At 54.9% G+C, this 23,867-nt stretch carries 21 protein-coding genes and 1 other RNA gene; 10 read left to right on the top strand and 12 right to left on the bottom strand.

Annotated elements, in window-relative coordinates:
- Nucleotides 1–14: 14 nt before the first annotated feature.
- Entirely contained in the window at nucleotides 15–1,271 is a 1,257-nt protein-coding gene (locus HED22_RS03895) for an HD domain-containing protein (RefSeq protein ID WP_167719273.1), read from the bottom strand.
- Between the two features lie 294 nt (nucleotides 1,272–1,565).
- On the opposite strand from HED22_RS03895, the gene HED22_RS03890 reads away from it, so the two are divergent.
- A complete protein-coding gene (locus HED22_RS03890; protein ID WP_254869744.1) occupies nucleotides 1,566–4,094 on the top strand; it encodes a PAS domain-containing sensor histidine kinase in 2,529 nt (842 codons plus the stop codon).
- A 72-nt stretch (nucleotides 4,095–4,166) separates the two neighbouring features.
- Here the strand turns inward: HED22_RS03890 and HED22_RS03885 are convergent, their stop codons facing one another.
- Nucleotides 4,167–5,123, bottom strand: a complete 957-nt coding sequence (locus HED22_RS03885) for a D-glycerate dehydrogenase (protein WP_167719270.1) — start codon at nucleotides 5,121–5,123, stop codon at nucleotides 4,167–4,169.
- A gap of 47 nt (nucleotides 5,124–5,170) precedes the next feature.
- Complete coding sequence (locus HED22_RS03880; RefSeq protein WP_167719266.1) at nucleotides 5,171–5,746, bottom strand: hypothetical protein; 576 nt, start codon at nucleotides 5,744–5,746, stop codon at nucleotides 5,171–5,173.
- A gap of 176 nt (nucleotides 5,747–5,922) precedes the next feature.
- Between HED22_RS03880 and HED22_RS03875 the strand changes: the two genes are divergently transcribed.
- A complete protein-coding gene (locus HED22_RS03875; protein ID WP_167719263.1) occupies nucleotides 5,923–6,534 on the top strand; it encodes a hypothetical protein in 612 nt (203 codons plus the stop codon).
- Between the two features lie 81 nt (nucleotides 6,535–6,615).
- Here the strand turns inward: HED22_RS03875 and HED22_RS03870 are convergent, their stop codons facing one another.
- The 4 genes from HED22_RS03870 to HED22_RS03855 all read right to left on the bottom strand — a co-directional run bounded on the left by HED22_RS03870 (nucleotide 6,616) and on the right by HED22_RS03855 (nucleotide 10,939).
- Nucleotides 6,616–8,073, bottom strand: coding sequence for a DUF4139 domain-containing protein (locus HED22_RS03870; protein WP_167719260.1), 1,458 nt, complete (start codon nucleotides 8,071–8,073; stop codon nucleotides 6,616–6,618).
- 180 nt (nucleotides 8,074–8,253) lie between these two features.
- Nucleotides 8,254–8,739, bottom strand: coding sequence for a flagellar assembly protein FliW (gene fliW / locus HED22_RS03865; RefSeq protein ID WP_167719256.1), 486 nt, complete (start codon nucleotides 8,737–8,739; stop codon nucleotides 8,254–8,256).
- Nucleotides 8,740–8,856: 117 nt separating this feature from the next.
- Nucleotides 8,857–10,221, bottom strand: coding sequence for an adenylate/guanylate cyclase domain-containing protein (locus HED22_RS03860; protein ID WP_167719253.1), 1,365 nt, complete (start codon nucleotides 10,219–10,221; stop codon nucleotides 8,857–8,859).
- Complete coding sequence (locus HED22_RS03855; protein WP_167719250.1) at nucleotides 10,205–10,939, bottom strand: Crp/Fnr family transcriptional regulator; 735 nt, start codon at nucleotides 10,937–10,939, stop codon at nucleotides 10,205–10,207. Before HED22_RS03855 ends, HED22_RS03860 begins: the two co-directional genes overlap by 17 nt.
- Before the next feature lie 395 nt (nucleotides 10,940–11,334).
- Between HED22_RS03855 and HED22_RS03850 the strand changes: the two genes are divergently transcribed.
- The 7 genes from HED22_RS03850 to aroQ all read left to right on the top strand — a co-directional run bounded on the left by HED22_RS03850 (nucleotide 11,335) and on the right by aroQ (nucleotide 18,181).
- Entirely contained in the window at nucleotides 11,335–12,360 is a 1,026-nt protein-coding gene (locus tag HED22_RS03850) for a DctP family TRAP transporter solute-binding subunit (RefSeq protein WP_167719247.1), read from the top strand.
- 109 nt (nucleotides 12,361–12,469) lie between these two features.
- Nucleotides 12,470–12,952 (top strand): TRAP transporter small permease, encoded by a 483-nt coding sequence (locus tag HED22_RS03845; RefSeq protein WP_167719244.1) that lies wholly within the window; start codon nucleotides 12,470–12,472, stop codon nucleotides 12,950–12,952.
- Nucleotides 12,949–14,217: a TRAP transporter large permease gene (locus tag HED22_RS03840; RefSeq protein WP_167719241.1), complete on the top strand. Its 1,269-nt coding sequence runs from the start codon at nucleotides 12,949–12,951 to the stop codon at nucleotides 14,215–14,217. Before HED22_RS03845 ends, HED22_RS03840 begins: the two co-directional genes overlap by 4 nt.
- Before the next feature lie 11 nt (nucleotides 14,218–14,228).
- Nucleotides 14,229–15,077, top strand: a complete 849-nt coding sequence (locus tag HED22_RS03835; protein WP_167719239.1) for a shikimate dehydrogenase — start codon at nucleotides 14,229–14,231, stop codon at nucleotides 15,075–15,077.
- Nucleotides 15,078–15,086: 9 nt separating this feature from the next.
- Nucleotides 15,087–15,740: a GntR family transcriptional regulator gene (locus HED22_RS03830; protein WP_167719236.1), complete on the top strand. Its 654-nt coding sequence runs from the start codon at nucleotides 15,087–15,089 to the stop codon at nucleotides 15,738–15,740.
- Between the two features lie 81 nt (nucleotides 15,741–15,821).
- A complete protein-coding gene (locus HED22_RS03825; protein WP_167719233.1) occupies nucleotides 15,822–17,693 on the top strand; it encodes a bifunctional sugar phosphate isomerase/epimerase/4-hydroxyphenylpyruvate dioxygenase family protein in 1,872 nt (623 codons plus the stop codon).
- 38 nt (nucleotides 17,694–17,731) lie between these two features.
- Nucleotides 17,732–18,181: a type II 3-dehydroquinate dehydratase gene (aroQ, locus tag HED22_RS03820; RefSeq protein WP_167719230.1), complete on the top strand. Its 450-nt coding sequence runs from the start codon at nucleotides 17,732–17,734 to the stop codon at nucleotides 18,179–18,181.
- Nucleotides 18,182–18,302: 121 nt separating this feature from the next.
- Here the strand turns inward: aroQ and recR are convergent, their stop codons facing one another.
- From recR to ffs, 5 genes are all read right to left on the bottom strand, one after another.
- A complete protein-coding gene (gene recR / locus HED22_RS03815; protein WP_167719227.1) occupies nucleotides 18,303–18,896 on the bottom strand; it encodes a recombination mediator RecR in 594 nt (197 codons plus the stop codon).
- An 86-nt stretch (nucleotides 18,897–18,982) separates the two neighbouring features.
- Nucleotides 18,983–19,891: an NAD-dependent epimerase/dehydratase family protein gene (locus tag HED22_RS03810; protein ID WP_167719224.1), complete on the bottom strand. Its 909-nt coding sequence runs from the start codon at nucleotides 19,889–19,891 to the stop codon at nucleotides 18,983–18,985.
- Nucleotides 19,892–20,265: 374 nt separating this feature from the next.
- A complete protein-coding gene (locus tag HED22_RS03805; RefSeq protein WP_167719221.1) occupies nucleotides 20,266–20,589 on the bottom strand; it encodes a YbaB/EbfC family nucleoid-associated protein in 324 nt (107 codons plus the stop codon).
- Nucleotides 20,586–22,484: a DNA polymerase III subunit gamma/tau gene (locus HED22_RS03800; protein ID WP_167719217.1), complete on the bottom strand. Its 1,899-nt coding sequence runs from the start codon at nucleotides 22,482–22,484 to the stop codon at nucleotides 20,586–20,588. The genes HED22_RS03805 and HED22_RS03800 overlap by 4 nt, the downstream gene beginning before the upstream one ends.
- A 157-nt stretch (nucleotides 22,485–22,641) precedes the next feature.
- Nucleotides 22,642–22,736, bottom strand: an RNA gene (gene ffs, locus HED22_RS03795) — signal recognition particle sRNA small type.
- A 190-nt stretch (nucleotides 22,737–22,926) separates the two neighbouring features.
- Here ffs and nudC point away from each other — a divergent pair.
- Nucleotides 22,927–23,853, top strand: coding sequence for an NAD(+) diphosphatase (gene nudC / locus HED22_RS03790; RefSeq protein WP_167719214.1), 927 nt, complete (start codon nucleotides 22,927–22,929; stop codon nucleotides 23,851–23,853).
- The last annotated feature ends 14 nt before the right edge of the window (nucleotides 23,854–23,867 follow it).

Raw genomic sequence — 23,867 nt, 5'->3', positions numbered from 1 at the left:
CTGACGCGGTTTTGTCAGTCAAACAGACTTGCCGCAGCTGCTTGTTGGGCCGGATCGGTCAGGCTGCCGACACGGCGCAGGAAGGAATGCTTTTCCTCGTAATAGCGTTTGGACAGATCAGCAAAGCAGCGGACTTCGACATCGGTGTTGATATGAAATTCACGACGCGGGACTTTGGCCTCGTGCAGGTCAAGGGTGCTGGCCGATGCGCTGATTTGATGGTCAACCGCGTCGGCAACGCCATCGAGTTCGATGCGGTTTTTCAGACTGTGCAGGAATTTCTTGAACGCCGGATGGCTGTTCAAGAATGCCTTTTCGGTCAGCAGGAAATCATCGGCGGCAAAGTCCGGCGCGTTTTTGACAACAAATTCGCGGCACAGATGGTCGGTGGCAAAACACATCGGACCAAAGATGAAATTGCGATAGATGTCTTCCTTGAGCTGCCAGAACTTGTCCAAGCGCTTAAGCGACTCTGCGTCCAGTTTGACCGCAGCTTCGAGCAACAGGCGCGGATGGCAATGCACATGATTGGGATGGACGTAGGTTTTGGTGCGGCTGATGCCTTCCAGCGTGTCGATATTGACCGGGCCGGAAAAAAGGGCGGCATGCGGGTGATCGGACTTTTTGGATAAAAGCGCGATGACTTCGTCCGGGTCGACCCCATGCTTGACCAGCAGATGATTGACCGACAGGTCCAGCGCAACTTCACCGGTGATGATCTGATTGGTCAGTTGATGGTGGTTGCGGTTAAAGCGGCGGGCAAATTCCGGTTCCAGCGTGTGCGAAAACGGGCCATGGCCGATATCATGCAACAGGGCCGCTGCCCCCAGCAGATCGCAATCTGCATCCGATAGCCCCATCAAACGGCAATAGCGTTGCGACAGCAGGGCCACACCGATGGTGTGGTCATAACGCGAATGACGGATATTGGCCGGACGTCCATTGGGATGGAACAGATAGTCGATGGCGCCGAGAAACGAGATTTCGCGCAACCGTTCAAACGCGGGTGATGCGATCAGTTTTTTGTGCAAGGGCCGGTCAAAGGCCGAGGCGATCTGGGCGCGTTTGAAATGGTAGTTATATTGCGGCACATCGCGAAAAAGCAGTTCCCATTCGGCGATGTCATCGGCATTGAAATTGGTGTCAAACAGATCGCCGATTTCCGGTTTGGGCTTTGCAGCTGCCTTGAGCGCGGCAGAGTCCTTTTGTGGCGCAGCAGGTCGTGCCTCGGCGCGCGGTGCAAAAAGATCTAGCTGCGGTTTTGGGCTCATCTTGGAAATGACGGGTACGTCTTGTCTGTTGTTAAAGTGGTCCCGCACACATAGCCCGATTCAAAAGCCATGTCATCGCGGTTTTTCCGCAAGATTTCTCTATGGAACACGCCATCAGACAAGGCTGTTGCCGCGATGATGCGAAACGGTGGTAAAAGTACCGCGTTTTCACCATAATAATAGCTCATAAACACAAACGGTTAACAACACGTGACACGGCAAGCATCCGAGCAAGCTTCCAGACAGGTTGGAGCAGACAAGAAGGCAGTGGCGATTTTGCGCAGACTGCCTGATTTGACGCGTCCCGACCTTTGGCTGCGTGCAGGGTCGATTGTTGGTGCGCTGATTCTGTCCGGCACGGTACAGGCCCAGGAAAAATTCCGCCTGAACACCGATGCAAACGGGGGCGCAGGTGCTGCCCAGACCGCTCAACCCGATGGCATTGGCGCAACGATTTTCGGAAGCCTGGCTGGCCTCAGTGATCGTGATTGGCTGGTGGTTGGATTAGCCGCAGCGGGTGGTGCGGCGATTGCCGGTTGGGTTGGCTGGCGATTGTCGTTGCGTATGCGCCGTCATCTTGAAGAAGTCGAAGATCACGAACATGAATTGGCCGGTGAGACCGAGCTTTTTACCCAACTTCTGTTTGCCGGTCCCGACCCGGTTTACTACTGGAGCCGACAAGGCTTTGCCGAGGGGGCCAGTCCGGCTCTCAAGCGTGCCTTTCAGCTTGGTCAGGATGGACGGTTTCCCGATCTGCTGGATCTATTGCGCGATGACGATGCCGATGCGCTGAAAGAGCGCGTGCGGAACCTTAAATCCGGGCATGACCGGTTTGAGCTTTGGGTAACCACCCTTGATGAGCGCAAATTTCATGTTACGGGCATGGCGGCGCGCAAGGATCGGTCATCGGATGTGCTGGCGCATGGTTTGTGGTTCCGGGATGAAACGCGTCATTCACGCGAACGCGAAAGCCAGTTTGGCGATTTCCAGCTGCTTAAACACGAAGTATCGGATCTGCGTCAGTTGCTTGATAGCCTGCCGTTTCCGGTTTGGCGCCGGGATGGCGAGCTTCGCCTGATTGATTGCAACATGGCCTATGCCGATGCGGTCGAACAGGGCAGCATTGAAGATGCGTTGGCGGCACAGGCGGAAATCGGGGCCGGGGTGATCCCCGATCACGGACGGTCCTTGGCGGCATCGGTTCAGCGCAATCGTGAAAGTCTGACGCGTGATTTTCATGTCGTCATTCGCGGTGATCGCAAATTGTTGCGCATTACTGAAATGCCCGCTGGCGGTGGGGATGAACCAGACGGCCTCATCGGCTTTGCGATTGATTGCACCCCGGTCGAAGAATTGCAGTCTGATCTGTCACGCCATATCCGCGCCCATGCCGAGGTGCTTGAAAACCTGGGTACGGCGATTGCGGTTTATGGCGGGGACAAGGGGCTTATTTTCTTTAACACCGCCTTCACCAAGCTTTGGGACCTTGATGACGAGTGGCTGTGGACCGAGCCGACCCATGATGATGTTCTCAGGCGCCTGCGCGATGAACGCAAGCTGCCCGAAGTTGCCGATTTTACCCAGTTCCGCAATACCGAAAACCAGCGTTTCACCGATCTTCTCAAACCTGAAGAAGACCTGATGCATCTGCCAAATGGCATGACGCTGCGGCGGTTCATTTCGCCGCATCCGTTTGGCGGTTTGATGTTTGTGTATGAGGATGTGACTGACAAGCTGGTTCTGGAAAGCTCCTATAACACCCTGATTGCGGTTCAGCGCGAGACGCTTGAAAGCCTGCATGAGGCGGTTGGCGTGATCAGCGGTGATGGCCGGTTGCGCCTTTACAACCACGGTTTTGCCGATCTGTGGGGGCTTGAAAGCATGTTCCTGGATGCCTCCCCGCATCTGGGCGATGTGGTCGAGAAAACCAAGGAATACTGGCGCGAACGCGACGACTGGGAAAAATTCAAAAACCGCATGGTCGCGCGCATCACCAACCATGAACCGATGAATGGCCGCTTGGAACGGGCCGATAATTCGATTGTTGATTTCGCCATCGTGCCGCTGCCCGACGGGGCGGTGATGATGTCCTATATCGATGTCACCGACACCATCCGGGTCGAACGTGCGCTTCGTGAACGTAACGAGGCTTTGCGCACCGCCGATCAGATGAAGTCGGACTTCATTTCGACGGTATCGCGCGAACTGACCAAACCGCTTGATCACATCAATGGCGAGTCTGATCGTTTGATCCCGCATCTGACCGGCAATGTCGCGCGGTCGGTTGAAACCATTCGGACCGAAGCACAAAGCATGCTGGCCCTTGTTGATGACATGCGCGATCTGGCGACCCTTGGATCGGGGCAGGTCGCACTTGAACTTGATACCGTCGACCCACGGCGTTTGCTGCGATCACTCGAAGCACTGACGCGCGCACGTTTGGCGGAACTGAATGTATCACTGCGCCTTTATTGTTCGCGTCAGATCGGCTGGATGGTGGCCGATGAACGCCGCCTTAAACAGGCGCTGTTTATTCTGGTGACCAATGTGCTGCGCACCGCCCCTGAAGGCAGCGAGGTTTCTGTGATTGCGCGTCGGCGCGGTGAGGACATCGAAATTTCGATCTCGCTATCGGACGAAGCACCGCAGCCGATGCTGTTTGAAGGCCTGCGCGATGGGGAAAGCCCGTCAGCCCGCCGTGCGCTGGGTATGGCAATGGTGCGGGCCGTGGTCGAAATCCATGGTGGTCGCGTGAAGATCAGCCGAGATGGCCGCGAAATCGCCTGTATACTGCCAGCCGGCGAGGAAAGTGATCTCGGCTAAAAGCCGATCATGTTCTGATACGAAAAAAGGCGCCAGTTGGCGCCTTTTGTTTTGCGTGCCGACTTGCGCAGATCAGACCGTAAACGGCACGTCCTTGCCCGCGATAAAGGCATCGATGTTATCAAGGGCGCGGAAGCCCATGGCATTGCGGGTTTCGACTGTGGCCGATCCCAGATGCGGCAGCAGGAAAGTGTTTTTAAGATCGCGATAGGCCGGTTCGATGTTCGGTTCACCGGCAAAAACATCCAGCCCGGCTGCGGTCAGCTTGCCCGATTTAAGTGCGGCAATCAGATCCTGGTCATTGACCACATCGCCGCGCGCGGTGTTGACGATGATTGCGCCATCAGGAAGCTTTGAAATGAAGTCGGTATTGACCATGCCGCGTGTTTCAGGGGTCGAGGGGCAATGCAGCGACAGGAAATCGCAATGGGGCAAAAGGCCATCGATGCTGTCGTGATAGGTTGCGCCCATTTCCTGATCTGCGGGCAATTGGCGGCGATTGTAATAATGGATATCCATATCAAAACCGCGTGCGCGTTTGGCAACCGCCTGCCCGATCCGGCCCATGCCAACGATGCCCAATTTCTTGCCAGTCACCTGCGTTCCCATTAAGTGGGTCGGACGCCAGCTTGACCATGTGGCGTTGCGGACTTCTGCCTCGCCCTCGCTGGCACGACGTGCAGCGCCCAGGATCAGGAGCCATGCAATATCAGCTGTGGCATCTGTCAGAACGCCCGGGGTGTTGCCAATGATCACGCCTTTTTTCTTGGCGGCGGCCAGATCGATATGATCGGTCCCGACCGAGAAGGTGGCGATGATTTTTACACTGTCGGACAGTTGATCAAAGAACTCAGCATCAATCGGATCACCAACCGAAACAAGTGCTGCTTCCGCGCCATGACAAAGCGCCAGAATTTCGGCACGGGTCAGGGGATCGTCGTCTTCCTGGGTGCGGATGTCGTAACTTTCAGCGGCGCGCTTGGCAACGGCTTCGGGCAGTCGGCGGGTGACGGCAAGAACGGGTTTCATGGTGTGTTTCTCCCTGAAGCGATTTTGTTTTTAAGGTTTGTATGCCCCTAGAATAACTGCCCGACGGCCAGACGGATACCGATGGATGTGATTACCAGCGACAACAGGAAATCGGCCAGAACAATGGTACTGGCGGTCGGGATCGACACCGACAGGGTCAGCTTGGCGATATAGACGCCATAAACCAGTGTTGCGATCACCGCGATAAAGACAAAACCACCGGCACCCAGTGAGGGGAACAAAACCCCGAGCATCAAGGCGGCCAGATACAGCCCCATCTGCAAGACGCTTGCCCAGTTATAGACCGTGATGAAAGCGATATAGCGTTCCGCCCGGCCCAGCATCGGGATGACGTGGAACATGATCAGTGGAAAGGCGACCCATTTGATGACATAGGCAATGACCTCGACCAGCATATATCGCATTGCCGGGAAATCTTCTGGGGCGTCAAAAATGTCGTTCCAGCGCAAAAAGGCAAAGGCCGGAAACACGATGGCGGCTGCCAGGAATGAGCGCCAAAAGCCATCGATCGAAAAGTTAAAAAATCCAAGACCTTGTTCGTCGCCACGGGCAAGGCGCCATGTGCCGTAAAGGGCGCGCAAGGTTTCGTTGGGGGTACTCATTCAGGCTTGTTTCCGGGCTGTGGGGCAAAGCAGACACCAATGTGTCTAGCATCTTTGGACAACAGTCAAACAGCTTATCCCCGAATGGCCGTCCTTCACAAGGTGGGGTTGCCAAACGTCTTTTCCCTGCACGGCCAGTTGGGCCTTTGGCGCGGAAAAGAGGTGGCAGGATCAGGATGACGGACAATACGGACGAATTTGCGTTGCGCTTGTCCTATCTTGAAAAGGCCGATCCCAATTCGCTTGCGGTCGCGCGCCTGTATCTTGAAATGGCCAGTAATCACGCCGCCGAAGAACGTGCCGCAGCATTGGAGATGTTTGATGCCGCAGACGCGATTTTTTCCCGCCATTTGCCAACCGCGCGTGATGCGGCGATGGCGGGTTTGGCGCTTAGCCTGAACAACCGGGCTGCGCTTGAGATCGAGGCCGGGGAATGGGAATGGGCAGTTGATGCTGCCTGTCAGGCGGTGGAACTGCGCAAGGACCGGTTGCGTAATTGCGTCGGGCGCAAGGATGATCGCGAACGGCTTGACCTGGGGTACTCGCTGGCCGCCCTTGTTCTGGCCCTGCAAGGGGCGGGGAAGCTTGAGCTGGCAAGCGATGCAGCCCGTGACGGGATTGAGGTGCTTGGTGCGTTTGCGGGCATGCGCAATCAGGATGCGTTCATTCTGTTAACCAAGCTGATTTGTATCTATGCCGATCTGTGCAGCCGGACCGATCAGTTGCCTGACGCCGGGGTGCTTTTGCCGTTGGCCAAGGCGTTTTATGGCGCGCGTGGCAAAAGCTAAGGCGAGGCAAGCCCACCAAAGCAAAACGGCCACAAGGAGCTATCCCTGCGGCCGTTTGTGTTCTTGGTCGGGTCGATATGATCAGCGGGTGCTGGCCACAGACCAGGTGAGGGTGACGTCGCTATTTGCCGGAACGTCGATTTCCCAGCTGACCTGACCGGGTTGTGGACGTTCGTGCTTGTGGCTTTCGGCGGTCACCTTCCAGTCAGTTGGCAGGTTTTCGCGGATCGTGACGGTTTCAGCGCGATCACTGGTGTTGCTGATCGTCCATTCCAGATCGGCTTTGACTTCGTCCGGCAGGTTCGGGCGTGCCTTGCGATCAAGTGATGTCACATTGCGGGTACCTGTGAGGTCGCTGGCTTTGCCCAAGCGCAGGGTCGCATCACGACCAACCGGGGTGAGCGAAATCATGTCTTCTGAAAGATAGCCGGTATCACCTGCCGGGGTTTTGGCATAGATGCGCACGATGCCATCGGGCCACGGGCTTTTGGTGTCTTTGCCGCCTTCGTTGGTGATCTCGATTTCAAGGTTCGGGCGCATAAAGGTTTCCGAGCCGTTCTGTCCCATGTTGTAGACGTTGCTTGATGCAGCAAAGATGGCGTGGCGTTTGACCGGCAGAACCTGCGGATCAAGCAACGGCAATATCACCGTATCGCCATCCTGCATCGAAAGCCCGTCAAACGGACCATAAACATGCAGGTTTTCAAAGCTTGCACGATCCGGGGCGCCCGCTGCTGGTACCGCACCATCGGCCATGGCAGACATCATCATTTCAGTACGTGCAGCCTTGACCATCGGAGGCTGCTGAACCCGGTTGGGGTCGCCGGCAACCAGACGCAAGGACGCATTCTCGTAATCGCTTCCCGATCCGTTCATGACCCTGGCAATTGCCGTAAGCTTGAGGCTGTTTTCCGCGCGATCATAATAAGCGGTATAGGACGTATTCCAGCCAATCCCGTCCAGAAGGTAAGCCATGGATACATGATCAAGGGTCGTGCCGCTTATGATGTCGGCATCAAGGGTCGGGCGGGTGGTAAAGCCATCTGGCAGTTCGGAAATAATCACCTGATCAAGCGGAATCTGTTCCAGCCCCGCATCAGTCTCGATCAGCGCAACATGAGTGACCGCGATCAGTGTTCCTTCGATCAGGTCATCATCGCGGCGAATGGTGACAGACTTGCCGATCTGGTCGCGCAGCAAATCGTCAATCGCGTTTGATCCGTTGCTGCGATTGCGCAACGACGTCCAGACAAGGTCTGCGTCCTTGGCGGTGCCCAGCAGGAAGGAGTCATTCATGATGGTACGCGGCAGGCCATCAATGCGAAGGGTGCTTTGGCCCTCGGGGATGGCGGCATCGCGTTTCTCGGCAATCAGTGACAGATTGCCGGGATAGACGGTGAGTTGCAGGCTGGTGCGGTCATCCGCGGACAAATCAACCGACGGGCTTTGTGCGCGGGCAGGTTCGATATCCGGTCCGAAAAATACCGCCGAGCCCAACAAAGCGGCCAGTGCGAAACGATTACGCAATGCTGCTGACATTCCCGATCCCTTTTTGTGATGGCGTCTAAGGTCCTATTTTTACACCGCTACCTTTGCTTGAAAAAGTGGCGGGATCAAGGACATATGGGGACGATTTCAAGAATGGTCGGGGATTAAAGGAGCGGCTCAAGCGCTGCTGTCCGCGCTTGTTGTGTATAGGCTCGCGAATTGAAAGCGTGATCAGTCCAGTGTGTGATGGAACGAGTAGCCACCGGCTTCGGGCAAGTGATGCTGGAACGCTGCCTGGCGGGACGTATCAATAATGATTGGGGCGCGCAGATTGACCGACATGCTGACCGGGCCGTCATCAGGTTTGTGCAGGGTCACGATCAGCAAAACCGCACCATCTTCCTTTTTGATGCCGTGAATGGCAAAGGCCTGTTCAAGATGTTCGGGGCGGATCGTATCGCTTTCAAGGTTATAGGGCGCGACGATAAAGGCCAGTTCCGGTTCGGTCAGGCACTGCATCAAAAGAAAGGCATTGCCGCTGTCGCCCGGGAAGCTGGCCAGGGCGAAAACGTTATGATCCGGAAAGCCCTTGAGACCGGCGGGGAAATAAATCGCCTTGTCCCAGACAAATTCCCGTTCGCCAAAAAGGGTGGTCAGTTTTACGGCGGACGGGACGGCATCCGTGGCCGTTGTGTTCGAGCCTTTCGTGGTCGCCATTGCGTCCCCCTTGCTGATCTCTAATCAAGCTGTCGAAGAATTATCAAAGCATTTTGGATCGGCATGCCTATTATTCAAGGGTTTGGCAGGCCAGATAAAATTCTATCAGCCGTTTATTTAGCAGCCGTTAAAGAAAACCCTGACAGGCTCACTAAACCCTTTGACCTGAATAGTTTGCGTTTGTGCATATCGGGTCAGCAGGATTGGTGCAGCAATTGGCGTTTCGCTGTGCAGGCGATTGGCGAATTGTTCGCTCATGACGGTGTCGCTGTCGAGTTCACGCGTGGCCTTTTCAAGGCGGGCAGCCAGATTGACAGTGGCCCCGATCACCGCCGGGGTGACGGCTTCGCGTTGGCCGATATCGCCGACAACAGCCGGGCCGAAATTAAGACCAACCCCGATCTCAAGTGGCGCATCGCCATTTGCAGGGTCCTGTGCCTGCCATTCGGCGACCTGGGCGATAATTGCCTGCGCTGCACAGAATGCATTGGCCGCAGGGTTTTCGAGATCGTCAAAGGCTGCGAAACTTGCCATCACCGCATCACCGATATATTTTTCAACAATCCCGCCATAGGCGCCGATTTGCAATGTGGTGATCTGGTGGAACTGGTTTAGGAACCGCATGACTTCCTGCGGATCGCGCTTTTCGGCAAAGCGCGAAAAGCCGATGACATCAGCAAACAGAATAACGCAGTCGCGGCGTTCACCGACACGTATCGGTTCATCACGATCGGCCAACTGATCGGCAAGGGCGGTGGGGAAATATCGGGCCAGATTGCCATGTGCACGTTCGGATGCGGCGGACTGGTTGATCAGAACGCGCAACCGCGAAACCATCACCGCACAGGCCAGCGTAAAGACAATGACAATGATTACCTGTTCGGCAAGGGCCGAGATATCGACGAATTCCGGCAGGTTATAGGTATCAATGATTTCCTGCTGGCTGGGGCTCCATTCATCGCCGAAATGCTGGGATACGATCACGCCAGGGCGTGTTATCAGCCACCAGATCGCGCCACACCATGACAAAAACAGCCAGAATCCGAACCACAGGATCAGGCGCGGTGAAAAGGTCATGATGATGATGGCCATCATGATCATGGAAAAGACCACGCCACGGTCGCGCACAACAAAGCCGTATAGCCATGCCGGATGATCAATCAGCGGATTAAGCGGATCGGGCACAACCGAGACATAAACAATCAGCACGGCATCAATGACGGCGAGCAGATAGATCATCCAGTATGATTTTCCGCCGCGAAAGGCGACGAAAAGCTGAACGAAAACGCCGGGAATGAACCAGCCAAGCACCTCAAGCAGGGTATAAAGCTTGCCGGTCGGGGAATCGGGTTTGCTAAACAGCAGCAAGATGAACGCAAGAAGACAGATGCGTAAGAATGCAACAACGATCAGCCCGCGTTTTTCTTCGCGGGCGACAAGGCGTTCAAAAATTGTCTCGGAAGGCTCAGTTTTTGACTGCATCAGCAAGAAGTTGTTTCAGCCCTTCGCTGTCCTTGACGACCAGTCGACCATCGCGACGCGTGATCATTCCCTGTTTTTCAAGTTCGCGCAGTTTCTTGTTCACCGCTTCGCGGGTGACACCCAGCATCAGGCCCAATTCCTGCTGCGACAGCGGCAGTGCGATGCGAATGCCTTCCGGGTCGGGGCCGCCATGACGTTCGGCCAGCCACAGGATACGCTTGATCAGACGTGCGGTGAGATCAAGGAAGTTGGCATCTTCAAGAAGATCGCTGACCCAACGCAGACGACGGCACAGAAGGGCCGTGATGTGACGGCGCAGCGGGGCTTCGCGGTCAAAGATTTCAAAGAAATCATCACGCGATATGAACAGGGTTCGGGTCGGGCCGACAGCACGTGCGGTTGCCGTGCGCGGTTCCCCGTCAAGCAATGCAATCTCGCCGAACACCGCACCGGGTGCCAGAACGTTGAGTACGATTTCCTTACCGGTTTCCGATACCGATGAAATGCGAACCTTGCCCGCCTCGACGGCATAAAGTCCGTCTGCCGGTGCGCCTTTTTCAAACAGCAAATGGCCGTCATCAAATCGGCGCACGGTGGCCTGGTTTGACAGCTGTTCGAGCAGTTCGGGATCAAGGTCCTCGAACAGGAAGCTGCCTGCCAGAATGCGCGAAGCAATTTTTGCAAGTTGCGGTGATTTGGGGCCGGTTACACTGTTCACTTGTGTCACTTTAAAAATGGTTTCGTTTCAGCGGGCGAATCGAAAGATTTGAATGCCAAAGTAGCACAATTTTCCTGTTTTACAGCAAGCTGTTTTACAATTGGCATCGGACAATTATGCCCGCCGAATTCAGACTTACTTCCCCAGACCGGGGACCTTGAAGCATCGCTTTTTGTCAGGGGTTTGGCGATTAAACAGAAGCGCAATGGGGGATTTTCAGCATTTGGACAGCGGTCGAAAGCAGTGGTTTATGCGACTTATGGCTAAAATATAGAACGTTTGACAAAATCTCCTATGTTTTTTAAATTATCCTAATTCCGAACAAAGACCGCAAAAAAGCAAGAGTGTCCAAAGCAACCTCGGTCTGCGGAAGTCGTTTTTATCGGGAGGAAGTAATGAAGTTGATTTCCAAAGGTGCCTTGGTTGGTGCCGTGTCTATTGCTGCTGCGTCATTCGGGTTTTCCGCGCAGGCAGCCGACGTTACCCTGAACTTTGCCCATGTTGACCCGGCAGAGTGGACCACCTCGAAAAAAGGTGCCGCGTCACAAGTCTTTAAGAACATTGTCGAAGCAGAATCCGCTGGCCGTATTGAGGTCGGGCTGTTCCCGGCCGGTGCGCTGGGTGGTGAAACCGATCTGCTGCAGAATACCCAGGATGGCACCCTTGCCATGTCGATGGTGTCCGGCCCGTTTTCCAAGATCTGCCCGGAAGCAGCCGTTCTTGATATCCCTTATGTTTTCCCGAATGCCAATGTTGCCTGGAAAGTTCTTGATGGGGATTTCGGCGAGGAACTTGCCAAGCATTGCCTGGAAAAGACCGGCTTGCGGACCCTGGCATATGGTGAAACCGGTTTCCGTAACTTCACCAATTCCCAGCGCGCTGTTGCCGAGCCGAAAGACATGGAAGGCATGAAAATCCGTGTCATGACCGTTCCGCTGTTCGTGGAAATGGTCAAGGCGCTTGGCGGTGAACCGACCCCGATTCCGTGGCCGGAAGTTCCGACCGCGCTGACCACCGGTACGGTTGACGGGCAGGAAAACCCGATCAGCGTGATCTATGCCAACAAATTCTATGAAATGCAGAAATACCTGACGCTTGACCGTCATGTATATGGCACTGATTTTATCGTGATCAACGAAGCAACCTATCAGAGTCTTTCGGAAGCTGATCAGGCGCTTCTGCGTCGCGCAGCCGGTGTTGCATCGACTGTTGGCCGTTCGATCCAGCAGTTCAACTCTGCCGAAGGTGTTGCCAAGCTGGCAGAGGAAGGCATGGAAGTAACCACGCCGACTGCCGAACAGCTCAAAATGTTCCGTGATGCTGCGCAGCCGGCTGTGATCGAATGGCTGTCGGGTCAGATTGATGCCGCGTGGATTGAAAAACTGCAGACTGCCGTTTCCGAAGCCGAAGATTCGATGTAACAGGTCTTTGGCAGGCCGGGTGCTCCTCCTTGCATCTGGCCTGCCCTTTTTTCCCGCCACTGTGCTTTTGCGAGCATAATACAGTTTTCAGAGTGATCCGGGGGAACCCATGCAACGCGCCGAGAATGCGTTTAAGCGTTTGCTCGCCGGACTTTCGGGGCTCAGTATCCTCGTTGTCTTTGGTGTTGTTTTTGCCGGCAGTGTCAGCCGCTATCTGTTTTCTTCCCCGCTGCAATGGAGCGAAGAAGTCGCGAAATACGCGATGATCTATGGCTGCATGTTCGGTGTGGCCTATGCCTATCTGCAGGGTTCCCAGATTACATTCAGTATTGTCGTCGATACCGTCCCCGCGCGTTTTCGCCGCAGGCTTGCCATCATTGTTGATGCCGCGACGTTGGTTCTGGGGGCTGTCCTTGCCTATGCCGGTTATACCTTTGCCGCAAAGCGTGGCGGCATCGTGGCATCGGGCATCGGGATCCAGATGTACTGGGCGCAAATTGCCATCACCGTTGGCGGTGTTTGTCTGGTGATTGCCGCGATCTTGCGACTTGCATCCTATCTCCAAAAAGCGCCGGCCGGGGATGAAACATGATTACGGGCATTACCCTTCTGGCACTGCTGGCCATTGGCGCACCGGTTGCCTTTGCAATCGCGCTTGGCCTTGTCGCCTATATCAGCACCGGCACCTTTGGCCTTGATCTGCTGCCGCAGCGCATTTTTGCCGGGATGGACAGTTTTACCATTTTGGCCATTCCGCTGTTTGTTCTGGCAGGTGAATTGATGAATGCCAGTGGCATTACATCGCGTGTGATCAATCTGGCCAATGCGCTTGTCGGCCACGCCAAGGCCGGTCTGGCCCAGGTCAATATCTGGTCGTCGGTGATCTTTGCCGGACTTTCGGGCTCGGCTGTTGCCGATACATCCGCCATTGGCCGTATCTTTATTCCGTCAATGGAAAAGGAAGGCTATCCGCGTGATTTCGCCGCCGCCCTGACAGCGGCATCGTCTGTCATCGGCCCGATTATTCCGCCGAGCATTCCTGTGATTATCTATGCATTGATCACCACCAATGTTTCGGTGCCGGCACTGTTCCTGGCTGGTATTGTTCCTGGTGTTCTGCTGGCGATTGCGCTGTCGGTTTATGTGCGGTTCTTTGTAAAGACGCATGCCAAGCCGCGTGAACGCATGAATATGGGCGCCAAGCTCAAGGCACTATGGAACGGCCTTATTCCGCTGTTCATGCCGGTCTTTGTCATCGGGTCGATCTTGGCGGGAATCGTCACCCCGACCGAGGCCGCGAGCTTTGCGGTGTTCTATGCGCTGGTTGTTGGCCTGTTCGTGTTCCGCGAACTCAAACCGGGCGACTTGCCGGGCATCTTTGGCGGTGCGATGCGCGATTCTTCAAGCATCCTGATCATTATGGCAACGGTTGCTGCTGCAAACTGGTTCATGACCTTTGCCGGTATTCCCCAGACCATCAGCAAGTTCGTTCTGGGCTATGTCGATAGCCCGGTGACCTTCCTGATCCTGATCAACCTGATGCTGCTCGCGGTTGGTCTGGTGCTTGAAGGGATTGCTGCGATGCTGGTGCTGGTGCCGATCCTGCATCCGATTGCAATCAGCCTTGGCATTGATCCGACCCATTTCGGGATCATCGTGATCTTTAACCTGATGATCGGCCTGATCACGCCGCCAATGGGACTGTGTCTGTTTGTCGCAGATGCGGTGGCCGGTGTCGGGATGGCACGGATGATCCGCGCCATCATGCCGTTCTTTATTGTCGAACTGATGGTGTTGCTGATCATCACCTTTGTTCCGGGCATCGTTACGTTCCTGCCCGATCTGTTTGGATTTTAGGATACCTGTCCATGTTGAAACTCGGTCTTATTGGTAAAGGCATTTCGCGGAGCCAGTCGGCACGGCTGCACGTATTGCTGGGCCGTATGTGCGGTATGGATGTCACGTACGACTATCTCGACAGCGAGGTGATCAAGGATTTCGATCTGATCAAGCAACTGACCACGTGTGCACAAACCGGCTACGCCGGGGTCAATGTGACCCACCCATATAAAACAAGTGCGCGCAAACTGATCACCCCGCGCAAACGCCTGCCCGAGGCACTGGGATCGGTGAATACGGTTGTTTTCCGTGAAGATGGCTGGCGCGGCGATAACACCGACTTTGTCGGCTTCATGCGCGGGTATCGCGGCAAGTTCGGCGATGCAAATCCGGGCATGGTTTTGCAGATGGGTGCCGGGGGGGTTGGGCTTGCCACCGCCTTTGGCCTGCGCGGGCTTGGGGCGGACAAGATCCTGATCCATGACAAGGATGTCGCGCGCGGCGAGGAACTGGTGGCAACAATGGTTGCGGCCGATGCCAACGCGATCTTTGTTGGTGAAGATGACCTTTCTGATGCGGTGCGAACGGCTGATGGCCTGATCAACTGCACGCCGGTTGGCATGAACCAGTATCCCGGCTGCCCGTTTGATACTGATCTGTTTGGCGGCCAGAAATGGGCGTTCGATGCCGTTTATACCCCGGTCGAAACCGCTTTTCTGCGTGCAGCGGCGAAATCGGGGATCGAGGTCATGACCGGCTTTGAACTCTTCTTCTTTCAGGGTATTGAAGCATTTGAAGTTTTCAGCGGGGCAGAAATTGATGCCGACGCTGCGAGGGACGAATACTTCAATGCCTATCCGGAGGCATTGACAGGCTAGGGGACGATCATGAGCACCAGCACAGTTGCCGAGACAGTCTATAACGAAATTCGCGATGACATTTTGTATGGCGAATTGCAGCCGGGCGTGAAGCTTAAGCTTGAGGCGCTGCGCGAACGTTATAGCGTCGGCGTCAACACGTTGCGTGAGGTGCTTAACCGTCTGGTAGCGTCGGGCTTTGTCTTTGTTGAAGGCCAGAAGGGCTTCCGTGTTGTTGAAACGTCCCCGTCCAATTTCATGGAACTGACGGCGATGCGCTTGTTGCTTGAACGCGATGGTCTGGCGGCCTCGATCAAGCATGGTGATGTCGAATGGGAAGCCCGCGTGGCGGCGGCCCATCACAAGCTTGCCGCCGTTGAAAAGCAGATGCTTGAGCAGGATAGCCGCGAACTGACGGTCCGCTGGAGCCAGTATGACCGCGAATTTCATCAGGCGTTGATTTCGGCCTGTGGATCAGACCTGCATATGCGGTTGCACCGTGAGATTTTCGATCAGTTCCGCCGCTATGTGGTGATCGAACTGAAAACCCATGGTTTCCGGGCACAGGAAATCATCGATGAGCATCGCGAAATCTTCGAACTGGCACTCGCACGGGATCTGGATGGCGCGATTGCCAAACTGACCGACCATATTGAAACCTACCGGCGCCGTTCACAGCATTGATCTGCGCGCAGGGCTCGTCCCGCGATTGCAGCATCCTTCTGTGAATGTCCCGGTGCCCCACACGCATCCCGGAGGGATAATATGCTGACCTCAATTGCCACAGTTTCACTGTCGGGCGATCTTCAGGAAAAACTCGATGCCATTGCTGCCGCCGGCTTTGACGGGGTCGAGATTTTTGAAAATGACCTTCTGTCCTTTGACGGGTCGCCAGAAGATGTTGGCAAGACGATCCGCGATCTCGGCCTGAAGCTGGTCACCTTCCAGCCGTTCCGCGATTTCGAAGGCATGCCCGAGCCCCAGCGCACCCGCGCGTTTGAAAGGGCCGAGCGCAAGTTTGACCTGATGGAAGAGCTGGGGACGGATCTTTTGATGGTCTGTTCCAACGTATCCCCGCATTCACTGGGCGGGCTTGATCGCGCTGCCAAGGATCTGGCAGAGCTTGGCGATCGTGCCGCCAAACGTGGCCTGCGTGTCGCGTTCGAGGCGCTTTCATGGGGCAAGCATATCAGCGACTATCGCGACAGCTGGGAAGTCGTGCGTCGCGCCAATCACCCGAATGTGGGCTTGGTACTTGATACCTTTCACATCATGGCGCGCAAGGTGCCGCTTGATGCGATTTCATCCATCCCGGGTGACAAGATTTTCCTGGTTCAGGTCGCCGATGCCCCGACCCTTGAAATGGATGCCCTGTCCTGGAGCCGTCATTTCCGCTGCTTCCCGGGGCAGGGGGACTTCCCGCTCGGTGAATTCATGCGCAACCTTGCGATGACCGGTTATGACGGGCCGCTTTCGCTTGAGATTTTCAACGATCAGTTCCGATCCAGTTCGACCAAGAACGTTGCGAAGGATGGTTTGCGATCACTGATTTATCTTGGTGACGGCATTGAAGGTGTTCAGGTTGGCGAAAATGGTACGGCATTGCCGCCCAAGGCACACGCCAAGGAAATCGGCTTTGTCGAGTTCGCGGTGGAGGAAGAAAACGCTGAAAAGCTTGCGACCCTTTTTGCCGCCCTTGGATTTGAAAAACGCGGTAGCCATAAAACCAAGGCCGTAACCTGGTGGAAGCAGGGCGACATCAACCTTGTGATCAATTGCGACAAGGATGGCTTTGCGCATTCCTATAACATCGTGCATGGCCCGTCGGTCTGTGCGGTGGGGCTTAAGGTCAATGATGCCAAGGCGACCATGGATCGTGCGCAATCCTTGCTTGCCGCCCCATTCAGTCAAGCGGTTGGCAAAGGCGAAATTGAAATGCCGGCCATTCGGGGCGTGGGTGGCAGCCTTGTTTACTTCCTTGATGATCACAGCGAATTGTCGCGTATCTGGGATGTCGAATTTGAATCCGCCAAAACCGCCGAAGATGCCAAGGCAAAACTGCGGGCGGTCGACCATGTTTCATACTCGATGCAGTATGAGGAAATGCTGACCTGGCTTCTGTATTTCACCTCGATCTTTGATCTTGGCAAAATGCCGACCCTTGATATCCCGGATCCGGGCGGGCTTGTGCAAAGTCAGGTGGTACAAAGCGATGCGGTGCGTTTGATCCTGAACGGCTCACAAAGCCCGCATACCCAGCATTCCCAGTTCCTCAATGAATTCTTTGGCAGCGGTGTTCAGCATCTGGCGTTTTCAAGCGACGATATCTTTGCATCGGTTGATTATTGCATGTCGAACGGGGTCGAAATTCTGCCGATCCCAGAAAACTATTATGACGACATCGAAGCGCGTTTTGGCTTGGAGCCAGAACTGCTTGATCGTTTGCGTGCACGCAATATTCTTTATGATCGCGATGATGAAGGCGAATATTATCAGGCCTATACGCGAACCTTTGCCAACCGATTCTTCTTTGAATTGGTTGAGCGTCGCGCGTATCGTGGCTTCGGGGCGGCAAATGCGCCGATCCGGCTTGCGTCACAGACACGGATGAATCGCCGTGGTGAGGCGGCGAAATAACCACACGGCCCCAAGCGGATAAAGGCGGGAACAAGGAAATGAGCGTGCAGGAAATTCTAGTCATCAACGGACCGAACCTGAACCTGCTGGGGCAGCGACAGCCAGAGATCTATGGCTATGACACGCTGGCCTCGATCGAGGAAAAGTGTGCTGTGCTTGCCAAGGAACTTGGCGTTTCGGTGCGGTTTGGCCAGTCCAACCACGAAGGTGCGATCATTGACATGATCCACGAGGCGCGCACGAAATCAGGCGCGATCGTGATCAATGCCGGGGCCTATACCCACACCTCAATCGCGATCCATGATGCGCTCAAGACCTTTGAGGGCTATATCATCGAGCTGCACATTTCCAACCCGCATGCCCGCGAGGAATTCCGCCACACCAGCTGGATCAGCTCAGTCGCCGATGCGGTGATGGCCGGTGCTGGTGCCTATGGCTATGAGCTGGCAACCCGCCTGGCAGCAGAGAAGATCAAGGCTGCATCTTAGGACGGGATTATCCAATCCTTCGGCCGCGTAGTTCTTTAATTCCAGCTGTAAATGGTTTGAATAATAGCGACACAGGCTTTGCAAAGACATTAAGGGCGGCTAAGGCCGCCCTTTTTGCTGACTAGACCGAACTTCTTGAACGCAAGGCTGCTGCCAGCGTGCCGTCATCAAGATAATCAAGCTCGCCGCCAACCGGTACGCCATGGGCAAGGCGGGTGACCTTAACCCCGGTTTCGATCAGCCGTTCGGTGATATAATGCGCTGTGGTCTGGCCATCGACCGTGGCGTTGGTGGCAAGGATGACTTCGGATACGCCATCTTCACGCACGCGATTGACCAAGTGATCAATCTTGAGGTCATCTGGACCAACACCGTCAAGTGGTGACAGGGTGCCGCCCAGCACGTGATAGCGTCCCTTGAACGATGCCCCGCGTTCGAGTGCCCAAAGATCCTGAACTTCCTCGACCACGCAAATAATATCCGTGCTGCGGTTGTGATCGGCACAGATATGGCAGGGATCGGTGACATCGATATTGTCGCAATTGCTGCAGGTCGTCATGACCTCGGCCGTTGCATGCAGTGCATCGGCCAACGGGATCATAAGCGTCTCGGGTTTCTTGAGCATCTGCAAAACCGCACGCCGTGCCGAACGCGGCCCAAGGCCAGGCAGGCGCGACAGCAGCTTGATCAGATTTTCAATTTCCCGTCCGGTCATAGTGATCCCGTTTTCTAGTCCCTTGAAAATGAGAGACGAAATTGAATGCGACGGCATGCAAAACGCAATTAAAGAGTTGCAGTCTCTTATGTATAATCCGCTGGTGCAGTGTTGGCATCAACGCATCCGGTGGCATTGACGTCAATTGTGCTCTCGAACTCCAGATCCTCGTATAGCTGTTCATAAGCAGCTGCATGTCCAATAGCTGTAAGAGCAAATCGCATCAGTGACTTCGGTACATAAAAAAGCTTCTTTTGTGCTCCTTGTTTCAACCTTATGCTCTCAACAAGTTCACGCGTTGAATATGTACGAGAGTCTACGATCAATTCAATGCCACGCGCCGGTATCTTCCCCTCGCATATTTGCAATGCAAGGTTCGCAACGGTGTCAACTGCGATCATAGAACGTGTGTTTGAAGTGCCTGCAAACGGGAGTGGAAGCGAGGTTTTAGCAAGTCTTGAAAGCAAGCCAAATTTGCCAGGAGCATTCCTTCCATAGGTTAACGGCAGCCGTAAAATAGATACGTCGATTGACCCCGTTTTACTATGATACAGAAGGTGTTTTTCACAATTGTACTTGGAGTGCGCGTATCTCGATATGGGATTTTCGCGATCGTTTATTGTTATGACACGATCACATGAGTGTTCGCCGTAAACGCCTACTGTGCTGAGAAAAATAAATTTTTTGACTCCAGCTTCCAAGCATTTGTTAAAAAGAATCTTGGTTGCTTCTTCGTTCAACCTGAAGATCTCGTTTTTGTTTTTGCTTTTGTTGTGTGCGACTGCGGCTGCATGGACGACGACATCAATGTCGCGAAGACTTTCTACCTTCAGTTCGCTCGCGCGTGACAAGTCAAAGTGAACACTGCAAACCGGTTGGTTTTGTTCCGCCCTACGCTGCAAACTAAGGATATTGTGCTTCGCATTCTGGCATTTTTCTAGAATTGCTGACCCGCAAAATCCTGAGGCACCCGTAATCGCGATATTTATTGTCATATTTCGTGTGGCCGCCTGAGAAAATAGCTGATTTGTATCGGGTTTTGATAGCAAACGATCAATTTGTCTATGAATAACCTGATCTGTTGTCTTACGGCGAATGCATTATGCAGAGAAGAGCTAATTTTAGTTGAACAGGTAATCTCTCAATTCGTTTCGAGCGGAAAAATATACGGTGTAACGATGCTATTAGCATCAACGGGGATAACAACCAAATACAAGTCTGCCAATACTTGGCGGAATGTCTTCCGCGTTGCATTGTTAAAACTCGCTTTGTGAGCCCCAGAAAACCGATGGACTATTGAAGAAATCGGCCGAGCGCCCTGTGGGCTCGGCCCAGCTAGGTTGCTGCTTCCGCAAGTGTTTTCTGAAGGTTAAAACGGCAGTTTGAAGCCTTCAGGCAGGTTCATGCCGCCAGTGACGTCTTTCATCTTGTCCTGAACGGCGGCCTCTACCTTGACCTTGGCGTCGTTATAGGCGGCCACGATCAGGTCTTCGAGGACTTCAGTGTCGTTCGGGTCGACGATGCTTTTATCCAGTGAAAGGCCGCGCATTTCGCCTTTGCCATTCAGCATCACCTTGACCATGCCCGCACCGGACTGACCTTCGATTTCAAGTTCAACCAGTCCTTCCTGCATTTCCTGCATTTTGGACTGCATCTGCTGGGCCTGTTTGAGCATCCCTGCAAGGTTCTTCATAGCTCGTCGTCTCCTTCGAGATAAAATGCGTCGTCATATACGGAACCGCTTTCGTCCTCTTCACCCTCAGGATTTTCCTGTCCGGGTGGCAGATGGACGGCCACGATTTTTGCTTTGGGTAAACCATCAAGAATGGCCCTGACCAGCGGATCTTGCGAGGCATCCGCCTTGCGCTGTTCAAGGGCTTCAAGTTCCTGTTCCTTAAGTGTCGGTGCGCCTTCTTCGCGCTCCGACACGCTGACCAGCCAACGTTGCCCGGTCAGGCCATTAAGCGCCTTGATCAGCTTGGGAGACAGGTCCGATCCAGCCCCGCGTGCCGGGCGAAATTCGATGCGACCCGGCTCGTATTTCACCAGATGCATATAGTTTTTGACCTGCATCGAAAGGCCGGTGGTTTCGCGGTCCTTGCCAAGCAGTTCGGCAACTTCTTCGAATGTTTCGGGCATCTTGGCATAGACAGGCTGTTCGACCTGTTCGGGTTCGCCAAGCGGGTCTGGCCTGCGCTGTGCCACCGCAGATGCACCGCCGCCACCATTGACCACCTGCATGCGCGGGCCCGGTCCGCCGCTACCGCCACTGCCACCACCATTGCCACCGCCTTGCGGGGCGCTGCCGCCGTTTCCGGCATTGTTCATGTCCTGACGGAGCTTTTTGATCAGATCGCCAGGCGGTGGCATCTCGGCTGCATAGGCCAGACGGATCAGGATCATTTCGGCCGCCTGAATGGGCGATGGCGCAATGCGGGTTTCTTCAAGGCCCTTAAGCAACATCTGCCAGGCACGCGTCAATTGCGGCATGGCGAGCTTGGCGGCGATTTCCTTGCCGCGTTCGCGTTCAATTTGTGACACACCCGGATCATTGGCGGCATCGGGCGACAGTTTCACACGTGTCAGCCAGTGGGTGAGGTCCAGCATATCCTGCAGCATTACCGGCGGATCGCCACCAAGGGCATATTGCGCACCCAGAAGTTCAAGCGCCTCGTTAATCTCGCCCTTCATGGTGAAATCAAACAGATCGAAAATCCGGGATCGGTCCGACAGGCCGAGCATATCACGCACTTGCTGGGTGGTGACCTTGCCACCGCCATGCGAGATCGCCTGATCAAGCAGGCTCATGCCATCACGGACAGAACCATCCGCCGCCCGCGCAATCAGGGTGACGGCTTCTTCTTCGATTTCGGCATTTTCCAGTCCGGCAATGCGAGTGTAGTGCGCAGCCAGCTCGTCGGTCTGTACACGCCGCAGGTCAAAGCGCTGACAACGTGACAGGACGGTGATCGGAATTTTGCGGATTTCGGTGGTGGCAAAGATGAATTTCACATGCTCTGGGGGTTCTTCGAGCGTTTTCAAAAGCGCGTTGAACGCACTTTTCGAGAGCATGTGCACTTCATCGATGATGTAGATCTTGTAGCGCGCCGAGGTCGGGCGATACCGCACGCCTTCGATCAGTTCGCGAATGTCATCAACGCCGGTGCGCGACGCGGCATCCATTTCCAGAACATCAACATGGCGGTCTTCGGCAATCGCGCGGCAATGTTCACAGACACCGCAGGGCTCGATGGTTGGGCCACCATTGCCATCCGGACCAATACAGTTGAGCGCGCGCGCAATGATACGCGCCGTCGTAGTTTTACCAATCCCGCGGACACCGGTCAGGATGAAGGCATGCGCCAGTCGGCCACTTTCAAGCGCGTTTGACAGCGTCTTGACCATCGGCCCATGGCCGATCAACTCGTCAAAGGATTTCGGGCGGTATTTGCGCGCAAGAACTTGATATTCGCTTTTGGCTTCAGGCTCAGCCGTGGCGACGGGTGCGGCTGTCTCCGCAACATTACTGTCTGTCACCGTGTCACCCTCTGGTGCCGTTTCGCTGGCGGTCTCGATCTGCTCGCTCATTCATCCGGTCCGGACTGTTTTAATTCTCATACGGTTTTAGCAGCTTCGAAGCCCTATGGGAAAGGCCAAGTGGGAAATTTCCCATACAAAAACCCGTCTGCCCGTGAATGTCAGGGGCATGGCAAATATCAGCAATTTCAAAGGGAAGATTTTAAGGGTGAGAGACTGAACAGCGACCCGGAAAAACTCGTTACGGCTGCTACCTTCCGGTCCTGACCGGGTTGGCGAGCGGTCCGTCCACTGCCAGCCTCTCGCCCCCTATATCGCGCAAGGTGCGATAAAACGCAAGGGTTGGCTGGGATTTTTTCTATTGTCAGGCAATCGTGGCTTTTGGCCGATCCCGACCCGCGTTAATGTCACCTTCCGTCACCACAAAAAATGCACGGCATCTCATGGGCTTTGCCACTGTTTGCCGTATCAGAATTTTAGGAAACCAACTGCCATGCACAGGCTATTTTATGAATCGGTTGATCTTGATCGCGATGCAGTTTTGCGCAAACGCGATGACTGGCAACAGGTTCTTTTGGCCGAGGAGTCGTTGCGTATCCTGATTTGCCATGCAGGCGATCCGTTATTTGCCTGGCCTGAAGACATGGACGCGCATGAATTGGTGGTGCTGGGGGCCCCGGCTGTGCCGCATCTTGATGTTGATCTTCACGCCGGCCAGTGGATTTATCTGGGTCGTGACGAAGGAGGGCCGGTGATTGCGGTTGATATTGCGCCGGTGGTCGCTGATCGCGAAGAGGCGGTGCGCAAACTGGGCGGCGGTTTTGGCGATATGCGCACCCGTATGGCCAATCTTTCGGTCGATGAAGCGGCCCTTGCCGCACAGGCGCGCGCGATTTTCAACTGGCATCAGGGGCATCAGTTCTGCGGGGCGTGTGGACACCCCAATCTGGTGGCGGAGGCGGGATATCGTCTGCAATGCAGCAATCCCGATTGTGGTAAATCGCATTTCCCGCGCACCGATCCGGCGGTGATCATGTTGATCCATCATCAGGACCACGTGTTGCTGGCGCGATCGCCGCAATTTTTGCCCGGCATGGTATCGGTTCTGGCGGGGTTTGTTGAGCCGGGCGAAACCCTTGAACAGGCCGTGGCGCGTGAGGTTTTTGAAGAAGTCGGTGTCCGGATCAAACGTCCGCAATATGTTGCATCCCAGCCATGGCCTTTCCCCGGGTCGCTGATGCTGGGCTTTGTGGCCGAGGCCGAAACCACCGATCTTGTGCCGGATAATGAGGAAATCGAATTTGCCATGTGGGTGCATCGCGATGATGTGCCAAACCTTCCGGAGAAAGGCATCAACCTGCCGCGCCCGATATCAATTGCACGCTTCCTTCTGGAAAACTGGTGTGCGGGCCACATATAGTTTTACAGAGGCCT

It is taken from the genome of Thalassospira sp. HF15 (assembly GCF_011806525.1).
Lineage (GTDB): Bacteria > Pseudomonadota > Alphaproteobacteria > Rhodospirillales > Thalassospiraceae > Thalassospira.
The sequence above is the reverse complement of the archived record's forward strand: the minus strand, read 5'-3'. Positions and strand labels throughout refer to the sequence as shown.

Excerpts from the sequence above, each read along its gene's own strand:
- HED22_RS03895 (WP_167719273.1), bottom strand. The coding sequence starts at position 1,271 with ATGAGCCCAAAACCGCAGCTAGATCTTTTTGCACCGCGCGCCGAGGCA.
- HED22_RS03885 (WP_167719270.1), bottom strand. The coding sequence starts at position 5,123 with ATGAAACCCGTTCTTGCCGTCACCCGCCGACTGCCCGAAGCCGTTGCC.
- HED22_RS03880 (WP_167719266.1), bottom strand. The coding sequence starts at position 5,746 with ATGAGTACCCCCAACGAAACCTTGCGCGCCCTTTACGGCACATGGCGC.
- HED22_RS03875 (WP_167719263.1), top strand. The coding sequence starts at position 5,923 with ATGACGGACAATACGGACGAATTTGCGTTGCGCTTGTCCTATCTTGAA.
- HED22_RS03870 (WP_167719260.1), bottom strand. The coding sequence starts at position 8,073 with ATGTCAGCAGCATTGCGTAATCGTTTCGCACTGGCCGCTTTGTTGGGC.
- fliW (WP_167719256.1), bottom strand. The coding sequence starts at position 8,739 with ATGGCGACCACGAAAGGCTCGAACACAACGGCCACGGATGCCGTCCCG.
- HED22_RS03860 (WP_167719253.1), bottom strand. The coding sequence starts at position 10,221 with ATGCAGTCAAAAACTGAGCCTTCCGAGACAATTTTTGAACGCCTTGTC.
- HED22_RS03850 (WP_167719247.1), top strand. The coding sequence starts at position 11,335 with ATGAAGTTGATTTCCAAAGGTGCCTTGGTTGGTGCCGTGTCTATTGCT.
- HED22_RS03845 (WP_167719244.1), top strand. The coding sequence starts at position 12,470 with ATGCAACGCGCCGAGAATGCGTTTAAGCGTTTGCTCGCCGGACTTTCG.
- HED22_RS03840 (WP_167719241.1), top strand. The coding sequence starts at position 12,949 with ATGATTACGGGCATTACCCTTCTGGCACTGCTGGCCATTGGCGCACCG.
- HED22_RS03835 (WP_167719239.1), top strand. The coding sequence starts at position 14,229 with ATGTTGAAACTCGGTCTTATTGGTAAAGGCATTTCGCGGAGCCAGTCG.
- HED22_RS03830 (WP_167719236.1), top strand. The coding sequence starts at position 15,087 with ATGAGCACCAGCACAGTTGCCGAGACAGTCTATAACGAAATTCGCGAT.
- HED22_RS03825 (WP_167719233.1), top strand. The coding sequence starts at position 15,822 with ATGCTGACCTCAATTGCCACAGTTTCACTGTCGGGCGATCTTCAGGAA.
- aroQ (WP_167719230.1), top strand. The coding sequence starts at position 17,732 with ATGAGCGTGCAGGAAATTCTAGTCATCAACGGACCGAACCTGAACCTG.
- recR (WP_167719227.1), bottom strand. The coding sequence starts at position 18,896 with ATGACCGGACGGGAAATTGAAAATCTGATCAAGCTGCTGTCGCGCCTG.
- HED22_RS03810 (WP_167719224.1), bottom strand. The coding sequence starts at position 19,891 with ATGACAATAAATATCGCGATTACGGGTGCCTCAGGATTTTGCGGGTCA.
- HED22_RS03805 (WP_167719221.1), bottom strand. The coding sequence starts at position 20,589 with ATGAAGAACCTTGCAGGGATGCTCAAACAGGCCCAGCAGATGCAGTCC.
- HED22_RS03800 (WP_167719217.1), bottom strand. The coding sequence starts at position 22,484 with ATGAGCGAGCAGATCGAGACCGCCAGCGAAACGGCACCAGAGGGTGAC.
- nudC (WP_167719214.1), top strand. The coding sequence starts at position 22,927 with ATGCACAGGCTATTTTATGAATCGGTTGATCTTGATCGCGATGCAGTT.